Genomic DNA, 15,745 nt, shown 5'->3' on the forward strand with positions numbered 1-15,745 from the left:
GGGCTACAAGCTATTGTCGCTTCGCGCCACTGGGGCGTCAGCTGGTGGCATTAGTCCGCAGTGCGGGGTACCCGTCAGGAGAAAGGGGCGTGAAACCAAATACTGTCTGAGCCGCAGGCGAGTTTATTTGGTTTAGCCCGTGAGCCTGTAACGGGTCGCACGGAGGATGAGCCACCAAAGCGTTTTTGCATTCTTTTGGGGCTTTGGCCAAAAGAATGACAAGCAATCTTCGATTGCGCGTAGCAAAAAATAGAACGATTTTAACAGACTATTTTCTAAAACAAACTACTATACACTGCCATCATATCCCTGGTGCAAACTTCGTCCGAAAATCTTTTCACATATTCCCGTCCATTCTTTATCATTTCTGTTCTCAGGGTGTTATCATCTAACAACCTACGGATTTGATGTGCCAGTTCGTCCTCATCGTGCGGGTTTACATAGATGGAATCGGGGCCTCCCGCCTCTTCGAGGCAAGAGCCGGTTGCTCCTATGACGGGAACACCCGAATTAATAGCTTCTATAACAGGTATGCCAAATCCCTCATACAAAGATGGATATATAAATGTAGTGGCCAACTGCATCATGGCGGGCAGATCTGTCAATGGCACATTGCTTATCATATGCACACGGTCCGAGAGGCCATTGTCGTCGGCATATTGCTGAACCAAACGGGCATATTTTCTTTTCTTGCCAATGGCATAAAAATGGATATCTGGTATCTGCCTGAGGGCTTTTACTATCAGCAGTATATTCTTTCGTTCCTCGATACTTCCCACAGAGAGCAGGTATTCGGACGGAAGATTATATTTTTTCTTTATTTCGTTCTTTTTCAGTTCGGTCACTTCTTCTCTGAAGATAGGGAAGCATCCCTGATACACCACTTCAATTTTAGAAGGATCGGTGCCGTAATAATGTACGATATCCCGTTTGGTGCATTCGCTCACTGCCACTATTTTGTCAGCAGCCTTGCATGAATACCGTGCCTTTATATTGTATATATTTCTATCTATGCGGCCGTAGAATTGCGGATATCTGAGGAATATGAGATCGTGCATCGTAAGCACGCTCTTTACATCTGTCTGGTTGATATGGTATGGTAATTCGTTGCTGAGCCCGTGGTAGAGATCGATCTTTTCCCTCTTTATATCTTTTAGTATTCCTAACGTCCGCCAGAAAGGTTTTCGCGTGTTTTTCAGGGAGTAGTACTCCTCTTCATTTGCTATAGTTTCCGTATGGCTTTCGGATGGAAGCTTTGGAATGAACATCCTGTACTCATTGTCAGGATAATATTTCATCATATTTGAAATTACAAACCTGCTGTAATTGCCTAGTCCCGTAAAATTGGATACAGCCCTTTTCGCATCGAAACCTATCCTCATAATATTAGATTTTTATTTAATCGCCATAAGCTTTCATTCCCGGATGTTGCTTGCTGTAAGTTTCCCAGAAACGCTTTCTGTATTCAAATGTTTTTCGTAAACAGGTTGCTTCATCGAAATTGCGAGCTCTGGCGTATTCTTTCACCATAAAGCTTATCATTTCATCGTTGCCCCAAAGGCGTCTGAAATTATAACATGCAGTATCGAGGCTTATTGTTCTACCAAACCGCATCCTGTTGAGGTCGACCAGATAAAATGTATATTTGTCACCCTCCTTTTTGTATAATATATTACCCGACGAATAGTCTATATGAAGTATTTTTTTCTCATGCAATGCGGCTGTGTATAAGGCAAACTGGCGAAGCAGTTCTTCACGTCCTTCAAGCTGGCCATTGTAGAATTCGCGCATGATGCCATCAAATTCTTCATGGATAGATATGTAGAGGCTGTACTTGAGTAACTTGTATTCTCTCAGCTCCAGATAGGCGATAGGATCGGGCGTATGGAATCCGTTCTCTTTCAGACGAAAAGCATATTCATACGATCTGCGTGCTTTTGATTTCCGGCAGGTTCCGTAAGCTATCTGGTTGATGAGTATGGGCTTCTTAAAAGACTTCACATTTAGCTTGAGCCCGTCCACATCGAAAGTCTTTATCAGGTTCCGTCCCGAATATACAACTTCTCCCGATCGCAGGAATGATAATGGCAGGTCTTCTATGAATCTGAGAAGAGCTCCGTAATCGTCATTTATAACCAGTTTTACTTTACTCATCTGTTTTAAAATTCGGATGTAAAATGGAATTTAATATCCTTATAGTCCTGTTGAGCCATGTTTAGAACATAGTTCGAATCGGCAAGGAATACATCACGTCCTTCTTTGTCGCATGCCATATATTGTGACTTGCGTTTTTTGAAGTCTTCCAACTGATCTTTATCGTCACTTTCTATCCAGCAGGCCTTAAAGAGGTTTATTGGCTCCCACTTACACTGGGCACCGTATTCATGCAACAGGCGGTACTGGATAACTTCAAATTGAAGCTGTCCTACCGTGCCGATAATTTTCCTGCCGTTGAACTGGTTGGTAAATAGCTGTGCCACGCCTTCGTCCATCAACTGGTCTATACCTTTTTGAAGCTGTTTAGACTTCATAGGATCAGCATTCTCTATATATTTGAACATTTCAGGAGAGAAGCTTGGCAGGCCTTTGAAGTGCAAATCTTCACCTGCTGTCAGCGTGTCTCCTATTTTAAAATTTCCTGTATCGGGCAGTCCGACAATATCTCCGGCAAATGCTTCGTCTACAGTTTCTTTCTTCTGAGCCATAAATGCCGTTGGTGATGAGAATTTGAGCATACGGTTGAGACGGATATGCTTGTAATTCACATTCCGCTCAAATTTTCCCGAGCAAATTTTCACAAAGGCTATACATGAACGGTGATTCGGGTCCATATTGGCGTGTATTTTGAAAATAAAACCTGTGAAATTAGGCTCTTCGGGCTTCACTATTCTTTCAATGGCTTCTACAGGTCGTGGAGATGGGGCTATCTGCACAAAACAATCGAGAAGCTCCCTCACCCCGAAATTATTTAGCGCCGATCCGAAGAATACAGGGGCAACCTCGCCTTTCAGGTAAACATCTATATCGAGCGAAGGATATACACCCTCTATCAACTCTATGTCTTCCCTCAATTTAGCAGCAAGATTATCTCCTATATGGCTTTCCAGTTCGGGACTGCTTATATCTTTAAATTCTACCGATTCGGTAACAGTCTGTTTGCTGGGAGTATAAAGATCCAGCTTTTCATGAAAAATATTATATACACCTTTAAACCGTTGTCCGCTGTCGATAGGCCAGCTAAGCGGGCAAACACCGATCTTTAGTTCTTCTTCCAGTTCATCCAACAGTTCGAACGGATCTCTCCCGTCTCTGTCCATCTTGTTGACGAATATCATTACCGGAGTGCGGCGCATACGGCACACTTCCATCAGCTTGCGTGTCTGTGTTTCCACTCCTTTGGCTGAGTCTACCACAATGATTACACTGTCTACGGCGGTAAGCGTACGGTAAGTATCTTCTGCAAAATCCTGGTGACCAGGCGTGTCAAGGATGTTTATTTTGTAGCCATCGTAATCGAATCCCATCACGGAGGTAGCAACTGATATACCACGTTGCTTTTCTATCTCCATCCAGTCCGAAGTGGCTGTTTTTTTTATCTTGTTCGATTTCACGGCGCCTGCCACATGTATAGCACCACCAAAAAGCAGTAGTTTCTCGGTCAGTGTCGTTTTACCCGCATCGGGATGGCTTATAATGGCAAAGGTACGCCGTTTATGAATCTCTTTTTCCAGTTCGCTCATCTTTCAGTATTAATGAGATGCAAAAATAGTAAAAATAATTATAGCTTTTTGACTATTAACAGGCACGAATGGTTTAATTATGTGAAGATTTTGTTTCTTTTTTTATACATCTAAAGAAACAAGCAGATGAGAAACAGGCTTTTGATGTTTTGCGCCTCTTCTTTTATGATAGTAATTGTATTTTATGTAATTATAAAATATAATTTTATTATTTTTTGTTCAACTGCTTGGTGAAGGGTTAATAAGCCCCATTACAGTTCTTTTATTTCCCTGCAAAGTTCCAGCACAGGATCGGCATCGGGGTAAAGCAGGTGATCAGGAATGCCGTCGAAATCTTTTCCCCAGAAAGATATGTCGGTCGGTATCTCAAATTTTGCCACCAGACGATTATTAAAGTCCAGTTCACTTTTGGTATCGTACTTGTCTGTGATGCCATCTGTAGATACAAGATAACCCTCCTGAAAATAAGGGCGTAAGGCTGTTGGCGGGCAAATGCTTAACAAACGTATGTTAACAAGGTCGTGCTCTGAATTCACGCTTATACGGTTGGTAGGATAGGGAAGGGCGAAAATAAATACATAGCCCTTATCTGTTTTGTTGCCCGATAAAGCGAACGAACAAGCTACCCGCAGCGAATGGGTAAAATCGATGAAAGGGGTAGGGCACACTTCATAATGCTGAAGGATGCTCCACTGTATATTCCTTCTTTTTTTCACTTCCCGGTAGCCTTCTATTTTGCGTTCTTCAAACAGGCGGGCAAGCGTATATCCTTTTTCCTTCAGAATGCGGAACCGTTCGGTCAGTTCGTTTTGAGGAAGATAATCTCCCCGGTATATGGTCGGGTAAATAGTGGATATCCCGGCTTTATTGCGGTAATCATTAACCTGCCCACGGTAGAAGAGCATATGGTCTTTGTTGGCGAACGACAGGCGCGCGACATGCTCAACGAGTTCCCTGAATGTTTCCAGTCTGAATGCCTGTGCGGCACCTACCTTTGTTTGCTTCGGATTGCCGAAGTAGTGGAAGAGTTCGGATGTCAGTACTGGTGTTATTCGCCTCATGGTATCAGGTATTTGTTATTTTCTTCCGAAGTCGGCGGGTATTTCGCCCCATTCGTCAGTTTTCCATTTTATGATTCGGGTGGTATAAGTGTTTTCTCGCAGCCATTTTTCAGCACGCTCTATCAGATAGAAAAGCGATTGGTTTTCGGGTACACGCTCCAGTTTGGTCTTACACTTTTTCTCTTTCACCCACTTAATGGCATTGGCGCTGTCAGAGTAAACGGGGATATTATAGTTCTTCTGTTTTAACAGTGCCAGACCGTGTACCAGTGCCAGGAATTCGCCCACATTGTTTGTCCCTTTTTCGAACGGCCCCTGATGGAACACCTGTTCGCCGGTTTTCACATACACGCCCCTGTATTCGAGCAAGCCCGGATTTCCGCTGCAGGCGGCATCTACCGAGAGGCTGTCTTTTATTATTTCAGGGATACTGTTTATAGAGACTTTTTTCTTTTTTTCAGCGTTCTTACCTACATAATTCCACGGGTTGTCATTAAACGCTTTTGTAGCTTCTTCTTCGGTAGGGAAAGACTTATATATAGCCCCGTCGTAGCCTTCAACTTGTGCTTTGGCCTCATTCCATTGGGAATAGACGCCTGGCTTTACGCCGTTCCATACTACATAAAAGTTTTTCTTTGCCACGCTGTTTTTCTGTTTTTACGGTACAAATGTAATAAATAATGCCGATGGGTAATCGTATTCTGTGGTTTGATTCTTTAGGAAGGTTCAGGTGATTTAGTACATTGTGTTTTGCATCAGTTTCAAACGCTTCATATCTTTTTCCCTGCCGAATAACCGGAGAATCCTCATCTGTTCTTCTATTGTAGGGATTTTGATAAACAGATTATTGATCTCGATAGAAACATATTTATGTACATTCACTTCTAGCCAGTGGTTTTCTTTATAAACAAGCAAATCTCCTTCTATCTCAATATCCATTTCGGAAAAACTATATCTGCTGAAATCCGATTTGAACAGCTCCGATTCTTTCATCAAGGGATTGTTCTCTATTTTATCATTCCAGATTTTTTTGAGTTTGGCGGAATCGCGGGTAGATGTGAGTATATCGATATCATTGGTATTACCAATTTCTATTCCGGATAGAATAATAGCAGAGGCTCCTATCACAAAGAAATCGTCTTCCAGCAATTCCAGCCCCGGGGTGGCTTCGTTCAGGGTTCTTATTATCTTTTCTCTTATCATCAGAAAAAGATCATCAGCAATAACTGGGTAAATACAATCCTTGTAAACATAGAAACCGGATATACAGTAGCATAAGCCACCGAAGGATCGTCATCGTCTATCGTTGAGTTTACATAATTGAGTGCCATCGGGTTTGCCATGCTGCCACAAAGCATACCCACGTTCTTAGCATAGTCTATATTATAGATTTTCATTGCGATAAGCGCCATGATAAGTACAGGGACGACAGTGAGAATGAAGCCGAAGCCTATCCATATAAGCCCTTCGGTCTGGAACACCGTTTCGAAAAAGTGTTCTCCTGCTCCTATACCAAGGCAAGCCAGATAGACAGTAAGTCCGAATTCACGCATCAATAGGTTTGCACTTTGGGTAGTATAAGTGGATATGCGGAAACGGGGCCCGAATGCACCCATCAGTATACCTACGATGATGGGTCCTGCGGCAATCCCCAGTCTTATAGGAAAATCCATACCGGGAAACGGAATAGGCATAGCCCCTAATATAAGCCCTAAGGCGATACCGAGAAATATAGCGATCAGGTTTGGCCTGTTAAGACGTTTTTCCTCATTTCCCAGTATTTTAGCCACATTATCTATCGATACTTTTTCGCCTACCACGGTCAGTTTATCCCCTATCTGGAGTGTTAGTTCGCGCGATGCAAGCAGGTCTATACCTGCACGGTTTACCCGGGTAATATTTATCCCATAGCTGTTGCGTAGCTTCAAAGTCCCCAGCTTTACACCGTTCACCTTGCTGTTGGTCACGATTATCCTGCGGGAGACAAGCTGACTGTTGTCTATATGGTTCCAGTCGATGTCTTCTTTGTTCCAGTCTACATTTTCCTGCTCACCAAAGAGTATTTTAATATGCTCGACATCCGATTTTTTCGATATGATGAGCAGATGGTCATTGTGCTTCAATACACTTTCGGATGTAGGAATAGTGACAATTCCCTCTCTCCATATACGGGAGATAACAAAATGGCGTGATGCCAGTTGCATTATTTCACGTATGTTTTTCCCTTCTACGGCCGGATTGGTGATATGAAACTCACCGACGTACATATTGTTGTCTTTCTTTTCGTGCGACTCAGACAGTACGTTTTTAGGTACGAACACTTTTCGCAGGAATATGATCGCCAATATCACGCCGACTACCCCTAACGGATAGGCCACGGCTGTCGCCAGAGCCATATCTGCGATTACCCGGCTGTCGCCTCCCGTAAGTTGTTTTACTGCTTGTTGCGCCGCACCCAACGCCGGGGTGTTGGTCGTTGCTCCGCAAAGCAGGCCGACCATGTTTGGTAATGATATATCGCTGGCAAAACTTAGGATTGCTGTTAGTATAAGTCCGATAAATACTACGCCCAGCGCCAGCATGTTAAGTCTTAGCCCTCCTTTTTTTAGTGAAGCGAAGAATCCGGGGCCTACCTGTAAGCCCAGTGCATACACAAACATAATCAGTCCGAAATTCTGGGCAAACTGCAACATATCCATGTTCAGGTCGGGATTGAAATGCCCGATAAGAATGCCGACAAAGAATACGAATGTAATTCCCAGCGAAACATTTAAAAGTTTCAGCTTACCTAATAGTATTCCTACTGCCGAAACAACGGATATGATGATAATAGACTGAACCGATGAGGGTTCGAGTATGGTTTCAGATAACCAATCCATAACTTTGTACTACGTTATAAAACGGAGGACAAAGGTACGACAATTAATGCCAATCTACCAATATGACGGGTGAAAATTGGTAAATGTGTGTTTAGTGATATTATTGATGCCGAAAAACCATTATTTACATGATTCATATTTCCAGACCGTAGCTATAGCAGTCGCCTTCCTGCTGAATTCGTCAAGAAATTCTTTGTACTTTTCATCATAATATGAACTACCACAAAGTGCCCCTTCTGAATTGTAGATATATTGAGGAGGTTGCTCGACCGATAGCTTCAGTATATCACTTTGCGCTTTTTCAGTGGATGGTTTATCATAGGGATATAAAAAATTACTTCTGTAATAGTTTTCTCCATCCATTTTATACAAGACAATATAACCTGAAGTAACACTTCTGTTTTCAATCATATCCACAAGCCAGTCTACTTCTTTGGCCGGGTTGTTTTCCATCGGATCATAAATGTCCTTTCCGCAATCATTATTTTCATCCTTGTCATCACTGCAAGAGGTATATGACAATAATGAGATACTTAATAATAATGATGCTGAGAGTTTCAATAATTGATGTTTCATAGTTTCTGAGTTTAAGATTGCTTCTATCTTATTGATGTTATTCAATAAAAAATAGCTGCATAAGAAATAAAAAAGCCTTCCGGAAAGAAAGGCTTCACATAAACATCAGTGCAATTATTTAATCTGTTACGATTTTTAAATCTTTTGTTATCTGATAACTAATGACAGCGGTGTCAGCTTTTTCCAGCGTATTTCCCGTTTCATCGCCATAAGTGAAATTGACAGTCTGTACCATTATCTTATTCGAGTTGATACGGGAGGTTACCTCACTGTAATACTCCACCATATCTTCGTAAGCTACCAGCAGATTACCTTGTAATACTCCGTTTTTATCATAGCTTAGCAGGTATTCTGTAATCTCACCGTCGGTGACAACCTGTATGGTGAGTATTCTGCCATTCTCATTCGAAAGTAAAACACGCCCCATAGTCAGGTCGGCGATATCATATCCCTGCAAACCTTCTACCTTTGCCAGTTGAAGAGTGTCATACTGGATTTGTGTGAGACGTTCTACCTTTGTCAGGTCTATCGTATTCAATTTACTGCTCAGGGCTACTTCGTCCAGTTGGATATCCAGGTTTTTTACTTGGGATTGCTGTTCTTTAGCCTGATTGCTACCACAAGAAAAGAGCATTAGAGAAAGAGCCAGAGGGCCAAAAATGAAAGTAGTTTTCATTTAGTTTTGTGTATTTAATTGTTATTATTAGTTAACAATTCTTCAATACAAATGTTCAGGCTATCTTCCCATTTAGGAATAGATAGATTGAATGTTGATTTTATTTTTGATTTATCGAGCACGCTGTATTTCGGACGGATGGCTTTAGTCGGATACTGGTCGGTGGTAATAGGGTTCACCTTGCAGGCAATGGCGGCGTCTTTGTGTATCTGTATCGTAAAGTCATACCATGTGGTAACTCCTTCATTAGAATAATGGTAGATGCCCGCGGAAAAACCGTGTGCTTCGCTGTGATCGAGTATCTTGATTATTGCTTGTGCCAGATCGGCTGCATTAGTCGGAGTGCCTGTCTGATCGGCTACCACATTTAGTTCATCACGTTCGCGTCCGTATTTCATCATGGTTTTCACAAAGTTATTCCCAAAAATGGAATACAGCCAGGCGGTGCGTATAACGATGCTGCCGGGGCAGGCTCTCATTAGTTCTCTTTCTCCTTCCAGTTTCGATTTGCCGTATACCGATTGTGGGTTTACCTCATCGTCTTCTGCATAAGGCTTTGTTGACGTACCGTCATATACATAATCGGTGGAGATATGGATAATCTTTGCTCCGTTGTTTGTGGCAGCTATACCCAGATTAGCCGCAGCATCACGGTTGATTCTGTAGCACAGGTCAATGTCGTCTTCGGCCTTATCTACTGCTGTATAAGCAGCACAATTGACAATGTACCGGATCTTGTTTTCTCTTACAAAGTCGTTGATGGCATCAAGATCGGTGATATCGAGTTCGCTCACATCGGTGAAGATGAATTTGAAATTATTTTCATGCTCTTTCGATGCACGCTTCAATTCACTACCCAACTGGCCGTTAGCACCTGTTATCAAAATGTTTTTTTGTACAAGCTCGAACATAAATATGTTCCTGGCGGTTTCATCCTGGTCGTCAGCCTGTTTGTTTCCTGAGAAAAATGCCACTTTTTTTAATTAAAAATGAAAAATTAAGAATGAAAAATAGAAATAACTCATAATCCTTCATTCTTAATTCATAATTAGTTTTCTTATTGTTTACCGCTGGTAGCTACTTCCGATGCTATTTTCTTCACCAGTCCCTGCAATACATTGCCCGGGCCAAGTTCTATGAATTCCGTTGCACCGTCGGCCACCATATGCTGTACCGACTGGGTCCATTTTACAGGAGCCGTCAGTTGGGCGATCAGGTTAGTCTTGATAGCAGTAGGATCTGTTTCGCCTACAGTAGATACATTCTGGTATACGGCGCATACAGGGGTTTTTATTTCTGTAGCGTCTATCGCGGCCGAAAGTTCTACTTTAGCAGGTTCCATCAATGGAGAGTGGAACGCACCACCCACTTTCAGTTTAAGGGCACGTTTAGCTCCTGCAGCCAAAAGCAGTTCGCATGCTTTATCGATTCCGGCATTTGTTCCCGAAATTACGACCTGTCCCGGGCAGTTATAGTTAGCCGGAACTACAATCTCGTCTGTAATGGACGCGCATACTTCTTCTACTTTTGCATCGGGCAGGCCAAGTACGGCAGCCATAGTAGAAGGATTCATTTCGCAGGCTTTCTGCATTGCCAAAGCACGTTTGTAAACTAGTTTCAGCCCGTCTTCGAACGATAGCGCGTCAGCTGCCACCAACGCCGAAAATTCGCCTAAGGAGTGTCCGGCAACCATGTCCGGCTTGAAATCTTCGCCCATGGTTTTTGCCAATATCACCGAGTGAAGGAATATAGCCGGTTGGGTAACTTTTGTCTGACGAAGATCTTCGTCTGTACCTGCAAACATAAGATCTGTGATTCTGAACCCAAGAATTTCGTTTGCTTTTTCAAACATTTCTTTGGCAAGCGGAGACGTTTCGTACAGGTCTTTACCCATTCCTACAAACTGTGCTCCCTGTCCTGGAAATACAAATGCTTTCATTTTAAATATTAAATAGTTAATATTAGCTGTTTAATTTCAGCGTGCAAAATTACGAAAATAATCAATACAGAATAAATTCTTTCCGATATTCTTCATGTACAATATTAATTATTACTTTTATCAGTAGATAGAATCCTAAGATAGAATCCTATGCTATGAACTCAAGATTGTTGCTGTTTTTACTTATTACTTTTATGTTTAATCCGGTGTGTCTGCTGTTTTCTCAGGATATAGTGGAAGGAAGAGTCGTCGACAGTGAGGATAAACGCCCGGTACATGGTGCGGTGATTACGTATGGGATAGAAAAAAAGCAAACGGTAACCAGTGATGCAAATGGAAAATTCCTGATCCCTGATCAGTCAGACGATATGCTCAAAATACAATGCCTCGGCTATGAAACTGTCACGATAAAGTTATCTATATTGAAAAAGGATAAAATAATAGCCCTCACTTTATCTCCGTTTTCGCTGCCCCCTGTAGAGATAGATAGTGATGCTGCCCGTAAACTGGTACAAAGGGCGATTTACAATACCAAAAGTAAAATGATCACCGGTAAATATATGACTTATATAGCCCATTATACGGAATCGGAACAAATATCGGGTGAAAAAAGGGATTTCTACTTTAAGTATGCAGCCCTGCAAACAAAGATACAACCTAAAAAAACAATTATACCTTTCGATATATGGTTGCTGGATATTAAACACAAGGAAATTCTTCCCGATAGCGTCACCTCACAGATATTGAAACTGAAAACCGGGAAAAGCGAATTCCATATTAATAATATATCCGATAATTTCGCTAACAGATATGTAACTTCGTCTATATCGGATAACAATAGCATTATTAAACTGGAAGTCTATCCGGGTCAAAAATCCCGTATCACCTTTAAGAATGTATACCTTATAAATGCTGCTGATACCACTCTGATATCCGTCCAGGACGAATCGATACCTTATAGGCTGAAGAGTCTTCCTTATCAATTTACTTATTACAGAAACGTGTCGCATAAGCTTCTGGAAATGAGTTCGGGAATATACTTTCTGCGTGAAGGTGACCGGATATACTTTTCAGAATCGAACTATACATATATATATTCATATAAGGTGAGAGATAAAGAAGAGATCATATCTACTTTTCTGGATAACAAATTTATGAATATGCAGGATTCGCTGGCAGTTAAAGGATTAAAAAAGATAAGGAATGATGCCAAAGAGTTATATGAGATGGGTAATAGTTCTGACAATACAGCATCTCAATAATCTATTTATACTTTTTTAGTTATTATCCATTATTTTACCGATTAGCATATTTACCCGTGTTAAATAAAAACTCTTACCTTTGCCCCGATTATTTATACAACTATAATGAGGAATACATCAAAAAGAGATACCATACTACAAGAAATTAAAGCGGATAAGCCTGCGCAGCTACTCGATTTTCTTATCGAAAAACAGGTGCGCAAAAGCCGCAATGCCATAAAATCATTATTGGCACACAAGCAGATAAAGGTAAACGGTAAACTTATCACACAGTTCGACCAGGAACTTAAGCCCGGCGATAAAGTGTCGGTAATGAAGTACGACCAGTCGCGTAAAGAGAAAAGACTGAAAGGAGCTAAAATCGTTTTCGAAGACGACGACCTGATCGTCATAGACAAAGAAGCCGGTTACCTGACCATATCTACCGACAAGGAAAAAAGCAGGACGATATATAATGTATTGAACGAATACGTGAAAAAGAGTGGGCGCAATAACCGTGTTTTTGTGCTTCACCGTCTCGACAGGGATGTTTCGGGATTACTCGCTTTCGCCAAAAGCGCTGAAGTACAGGGTGTTTTTCAGAAGAATTGGGATAATCTTGTGAAAGAATATGTCTACACTGCGGTGGTAGAGGGAAAACCTGAAAATGCGGACGGCACAGTGAAGTCATGGCTCACCGAAAACAAAAATTTTGTGATGATGTCTTCTGCTACCGATAACGGGGGAATGGAGGCTATAACCCATTATAAAACTGTGAAAACCACAGGTCGTTATACACTTTTGGATTTCGATCTGGAAACCAAACGCAAGAATCAATTGCGTGTGCAGATGCAGTCTGTCGGTCATCCGGTGGTGGGCGATAAAAAATACGGCGCACCCAGCAATCCAATAAAAAGAATAGCCTTGCATGTCAGGAAAATGACGGTAGTGCATCCGTTCAGCAAGCAAACACTCGAATTTATCAGTCCTATACCAAAAGCCATGCAGAATATGATAAATCCGAAGCCAACAACTCCTAAAGAACAATAATCTAATAATATACTAGGTATGAACGAAGATATAAATCAAATCGGACAACGCCTGAAAGGTTTGCGCGAAGCTTTAGACATGACAGTCGAAGAATTTGCTCAAAGTTGTAATATCCCTCTTGGCGATTACCTGAAATATGAATCGGGTGAGAAAGATCTGACTATCAGTGTGCTGAAAGGTATCGCTTCTACGCACCACATTGATGTATCGGTACTTATGTTTGATGATGAACCGCGAATGAGCAGCTACTTCCTTACCCGTAAAGGTAGGGGCTTGGCAGTAAACCGTGTAGCGGATTATAGTTACCAGACTCTTGCGGGCGGGTTTAATAACCGCAAAGCCGAAATCTTTGAAGTGACAGTAGAACCAAAAGGTGAAGACACCGAAATACATCACAGCCGTCACAACGGGCAAGAGTTCAATATGGTACTCGAAGGGCGTATGCTGATACAAATAAATGGTAAAGACCTGATACTGGAGGAAGGAGACAGCATCTACTTCGATTCCAGTCTGCCACACGGCATGAGGGCCTTAGACAATAAGAAAGTAAGAATGATAGTTGTAGTTTTATAAACGTTTCAAAATTTCAATATTATATATATATTCTGACAATAGCGAATTTTGAAACCTGAAATCTTGAAATAAAAACATTATGTTAGAAAAGTTTTTAGATAAAATACACTTCACATCCACAAAAGATTTTGCTGATAATTACCATGTAAACATTCCTGATAATTTCAATTTCGGATATGATGTTGTGGATGAATGGGCAAAAATAAATCCCGGAAAAAGAGCAATTTGCTGGGTCAATGATCTGGGAGAACATATCGATTTTACATTTTCAGACATTAAAGAACAGAGCGACCGTGCTGCATCGTTTTTCCAGTCACTAGGTATTGGCAAAGGCGATAAAGTGATGCTGATACTCAAGCGCCGTTACGAATTCTGGTTTGCTGTGGTTGGCTTGCACAAAATAGGCGCAATAGCAATACCTGCAACACACCTGCTGACAAAGAAAGACATCGTTTACCGAAACAATGCCGCCGATATAAAAGCCATCTTGTCGGTGAATGACGAAATAGTTGTGCAACATGTTAATGATGCGATGACCGAATCGCCTACCATTAAATACAGGTTGGTATGCGGAAAAGAAACTCCTGCCGGTTGGATCAACTTCGACAAAGGACTGGAAGAAGCTAAACCGTTTGTTAGACCTGAGCATGTAAACGACAACAACGATATATCGTTATTATATTTCACATCAGGTACGACAGGCGAGCCTAAAATGGTGATCCATAATTTCGTCTACCCTCTGGGACATATTGTCACAGCCAAATACTGGCATAACCTGTCAGAGGACAGTCTTCATCTCACAGTGGCCGATACCGGCTGGGCAAAAGCCGTGTGGGGTAAGCTATATGGGCAATGGATCGCAGGATCGGCTGTTATGGTTTACGACCACGATAAATTTACTCCGGCCTCGATGCTCGAAATCATACAGGATTATAAAGTGACCTCGTTTTGTGCACCACCGACCGTATTCCGTTTTATGATACGTGAAGATATATCGCAATATGACCTGTCTTCGCTGAAATATGCAACTACAGCAGGCGAAGCGCTAAATCCGTCGGTGTTCGAAGCCTTTCTTCAGGCTACGGGCATAAAGATGATGGAAGCATTCGGTCAAACCGAAACTACGCCTACTATAATAACCTTCCCCTGGATGGAACCCAAACCGGGAGCGATGGGAGTACCCAATCCGGCCTACGATATGGATTTGATAGCCTTGGACGGCCGTTCGGTAGAAGACGGTGAAGTGGGGGAGATAGTTATAAGGACAGACCGGTGGAGACCTCTGGGACTCTTCATGGGATACTATAGAGATGAAGCGCTAACCAATGAGGTGTACCATGATGATGTGTATCATACCGGAGATATGGCCTGGCGCGATGAGGACGGATATTACTGGTTTGTAGGCCGTAGCGACGATGTCATCAAGAGTTCGGGATACCGCATTGGCCCGTTCGAAGTAGAAAGCGCACTAATGACACATCCTGCAGTAGTGGAGTGTGCTGTTACAGGCGTGCCCGATGATATCAGGGGACAGGTGGTGAAGGCCACGATCGTACTGGCTGTCGACTATAAGGATAAAGCCGATGATCACCTGAAACATGATATTCAGCATCATGTGAAAAATGTGACGGCTCCATATAAATATCCGCGCATCATCGAATTTGTTGATGAACTGCCAAAAACCATCAGCGGGAAAATAAAGCGCGCGGAGATAAGGAAACAAGACTAATTTGAAAATTAGCAGATTAGCGGATTAGCAAATTGGAAGCTGTAGTATTTAATTGTTTATAAATTTCTGAATTTGCTAATTTTCAAATTTGCTAATTAACTAATTTCTTTATGTTTTATTATGATTTGTAAAGAATAAAAGATTATATTTGCACGCCTTAAAGTGTGTGTGTATCTCTGTTTAACGTCTTTTTGAGGTAAAGCAGAACAAGATATGTGCGTATTTTATTTATTTTGAACGAAATAGAAACATAAATATACTAACAAAAAGTAAAATCTAAG

16 protein-coding genes are annotated in these 15,745 nt (G+C 41.8%); 4 read left to right on the forward strand and 12 right to left on the reverse strand.

From position 1 onward, the window contains the following. Positions 1–37: 37 nt before the first annotated feature. The 12 genes from GGR21_RS16545 to fabD form a co-directional block, all read right to left on the reverse strand. Positions 38–211 (reverse strand): hypothetical protein, encoded by a 174-nt coding sequence (locus tag GGR21_RS16545; protein WP_221233028.1) that lies wholly within the window; start codon positions 209–211, stop codon positions 38–40. Positions 212–275: 64 nt separating this feature from the next. Further along, complete coding sequence (locus GGR21_RS16550; RefSeq protein WP_183308348.1) at positions 276–1,382, reverse strand: glycosyltransferase family 4 protein; 1,107 nt, start codon at positions 1,380–1,382, stop codon at positions 276–278. Between the two features lie 16 nt (positions 1,383–1,398). Further along, a complete protein-coding gene (locus GGR21_RS16555; RefSeq protein ID WP_183308349.1) occupies positions 1,399–2,154 on the reverse strand; it encodes a lipopolysaccharide kinase InaA family protein in 756 nt (251 codons plus the stop codon). A gap of 5 nt (positions 2,155–2,159) precedes the next feature. Further along, complete coding sequence (locus GGR21_RS16560) at positions 2,160–3,740, reverse strand: peptide chain release factor 3 (RefSeq protein WP_183308350.1); 1,581 nt, start codon at positions 3,738–3,740, stop codon at positions 2,160–2,162. A 251-nt stretch (positions 3,741–3,991) separates the two neighbouring features. Then, complete coding sequence (locus GGR21_RS16565) at positions 3,992–4,801, reverse strand: FRG domain-containing protein (RefSeq protein WP_183308351.1); 810 nt, start codon at positions 4,799–4,801, stop codon at positions 3,992–3,994. A gap of 15 nt (positions 4,802–4,816) precedes the next feature. Beyond that, on the reverse strand, positions 4,817–5,443 hold the full coding sequence (locus GGR21_RS16570; protein ID WP_183308352.1) for a ribonuclease H1 domain-containing protein: 627 nt from the start codon (positions 5,441–5,443) through the stop codon (positions 4,817–4,819). Between the two features lie 93 nt (positions 5,444–5,536). Beyond that, complete coding sequence (locus GGR21_RS16575) at positions 5,537–6,004, reverse strand: hypothetical protein (RefSeq protein WP_246348099.1); 468 nt, start codon at positions 6,002–6,004, stop codon at positions 5,537–5,539. Then, the gene (locus tag GGR21_RS16580; RefSeq protein WP_183308353.1) at positions 6,004–7,680 is read right to left on the reverse strand and encodes a putative transporter; all 1,677 of its coding nucleotides are present in this window, start codon (positions 7,678–7,680) and stop codon (positions 6,004–6,006) included. Before GGR21_RS16580 ends, GGR21_RS16575 begins: the two co-directional genes overlap by 1 nt. A gap of 120 nt (positions 7,681–7,800) precedes the next feature. Beyond that, entirely contained in the window at positions 7,801–8,256 is a 456-nt protein-coding gene (locus GGR21_RS16585; protein WP_183308354.1) for a hypothetical protein, read from the reverse strand. Between the two features lie 118 nt (positions 8,257–8,374). Beyond that, entirely contained in the window at positions 8,375–8,932 is a 558-nt protein-coding gene (locus GGR21_RS16590) for a hypothetical protein (protein WP_183308355.1), read from the reverse strand. 14 nt (positions 8,933–8,946) lie between these two features. After that, the gene (gene rfbD, locus GGR21_RS16595; RefSeq protein ID WP_317169900.1) at positions 8,947–9,906 is read right to left on the reverse strand and encodes a dTDP-4-dehydrorhamnose reductase; all 960 of its coding nucleotides are present in this window, start codon (positions 9,904–9,906) and stop codon (positions 8,947–8,949) included. Between the two features lie 83 nt (positions 9,907–9,989). Continuing rightward, positions 9,990–10,871, reverse strand: coding sequence for an ACP S-malonyltransferase (gene fabD, locus GGR21_RS16600; protein WP_183308356.1), 882 nt, complete (start codon positions 10,869–10,871; stop codon positions 9,990–9,992). 155 nt (positions 10,872–11,026) lie between these two features. Between fabD and GGR21_RS16605 the strand changes: the two genes are divergently transcribed. The 4 genes from GGR21_RS16605 to GGR21_RS16620 all read left to right on the forward strand — a co-directional run bounded on the left by GGR21_RS16605 (position 11,027) and on the right by GGR21_RS16620 (position 15,464). Then, positions 11,027–12,133 (forward strand): carboxypeptidase-like regulatory domain-containing protein, encoded by a 1,107-nt coding sequence (locus tag GGR21_RS16605; protein ID WP_183308357.1) that lies wholly within the window; start codon positions 11,027–11,029, stop codon positions 12,131–12,133. A gap of 105 nt (positions 12,134–12,238) precedes the next feature. Beyond that, positions 12,239–13,162, forward strand: coding sequence for an RluA family pseudouridine synthase (locus GGR21_RS16610; protein ID WP_183308358.1), 924 nt, complete (start codon positions 12,239–12,241; stop codon positions 13,160–13,162). Between the two features lie 18 nt (positions 13,163–13,180). Beyond that, a complete protein-coding gene (locus GGR21_RS16615) occupies positions 13,181–13,735 on the forward strand; it encodes a helix-turn-helix domain-containing protein (RefSeq protein ID WP_183308359.1) in 555 nt (184 codons plus the stop codon). Between the two features lie 79 nt (positions 13,736–13,814). After that, positions 13,815–15,464 (forward strand): AMP-binding protein, encoded by a 1,650-nt coding sequence (locus GGR21_RS16620; protein ID WP_183308360.1) that lies wholly within the window; start codon positions 13,815–13,817, stop codon positions 15,462–15,464. The last annotated feature ends 281 nt before the right edge of the window (positions 15,465–15,745 follow it).

Source organism: Dysgonomonas hofstadii (genome assembly GCF_014196915.1).
Classification (GTDB): domain Bacteria; phylum Bacteroidota; class Bacteroidia; order Bacteroidales; family Dysgonomonadaceae; genus Dysgonomonas; species Dysgonomonas hofstadii.

Excerpts from the sequence above, each read along its gene's own strand:
- GGR21_RS16575 (WP_246348099.1), bottom strand. The coding sequence starts at position 6,004 with ATGATAAGAGAAAAGATAATAAGAACCCTGAACGAAGCCACCCCGGGG.
- GGR21_RS16610 (WP_183308358.1), top strand. The coding sequence starts at position 12,239 with ATGAGGAATACATCAAAAAGAGATACCATACTACAAGAAATTAAAGCG.
- GGR21_RS16560 (WP_183308350.1), bottom strand. The coding sequence starts at position 3,740 with ATGAGCGAACTGGAAAAAGAGATTCATAAACGGCGTACCTTTGCCATT.
- GGR21_RS16590 (WP_183308355.1), bottom strand. The coding sequence starts at position 8,932 with ATGAAAACTACTTTCATTTTTGGCCCTCTGGCTCTTTCTCTAATGCTC.
- GGR21_RS16555 (WP_183308349.1), bottom strand. The coding sequence starts at position 2,154 with ATGAGTAAAGTAAAACTGGTTATAAATGACGATTACGGAGCTCTTCTC.
- fabD (WP_183308356.1), bottom strand. The coding sequence starts at position 10,871 with ATGAAAGCATTTGTATTTCCAGGACAGGGAGCACAGTTTGTAGGAATG.
- GGR21_RS16580 (WP_183308353.1), bottom strand. The coding sequence starts at position 7,680 with ATGGATTGGTTATCTGAAACCATACTCGAACCCTCATCGGTTCAGTCT.
- GGR21_RS16615 (WP_183308359.1), top strand. The coding sequence starts at position 13,181 with ATGAACGAAGATATAAATCAAATCGGACAACGCCTGAAAGGTTTGCGC.
- GGR21_RS16620 (WP_183308360.1), top strand. The coding sequence starts at position 13,815 with ATGTTAGAAAAGTTTTTAGATAAAATACACTTCACATCCACAAAAGAT.
- GGR21_RS16565 (WP_183308351.1), bottom strand. The coding sequence starts at position 4,801 with ATGAGGCGAATAACACCAGTACTGACATCCGAACTCTTCCACTACTTC.
- GGR21_RS16585 (WP_183308354.1), bottom strand. The coding sequence starts at position 8,256 with ATGAAACATCAATTATTGAAACTCTCAGCATCATTATTATTAAGTATC.
- GGR21_RS16605 (WP_183308357.1), top strand. The coding sequence starts at position 11,027 with ATGAACTCAAGATTGTTGCTGTTTTTACTTATTACTTTTATGTTTAAT.
- GGR21_RS16550 (WP_183308348.1), bottom strand. The coding sequence starts at position 1,382 with ATGAGGATAGGTTTCGATGCGAAAAGGGCTGTATCCAATTTTACGGGA.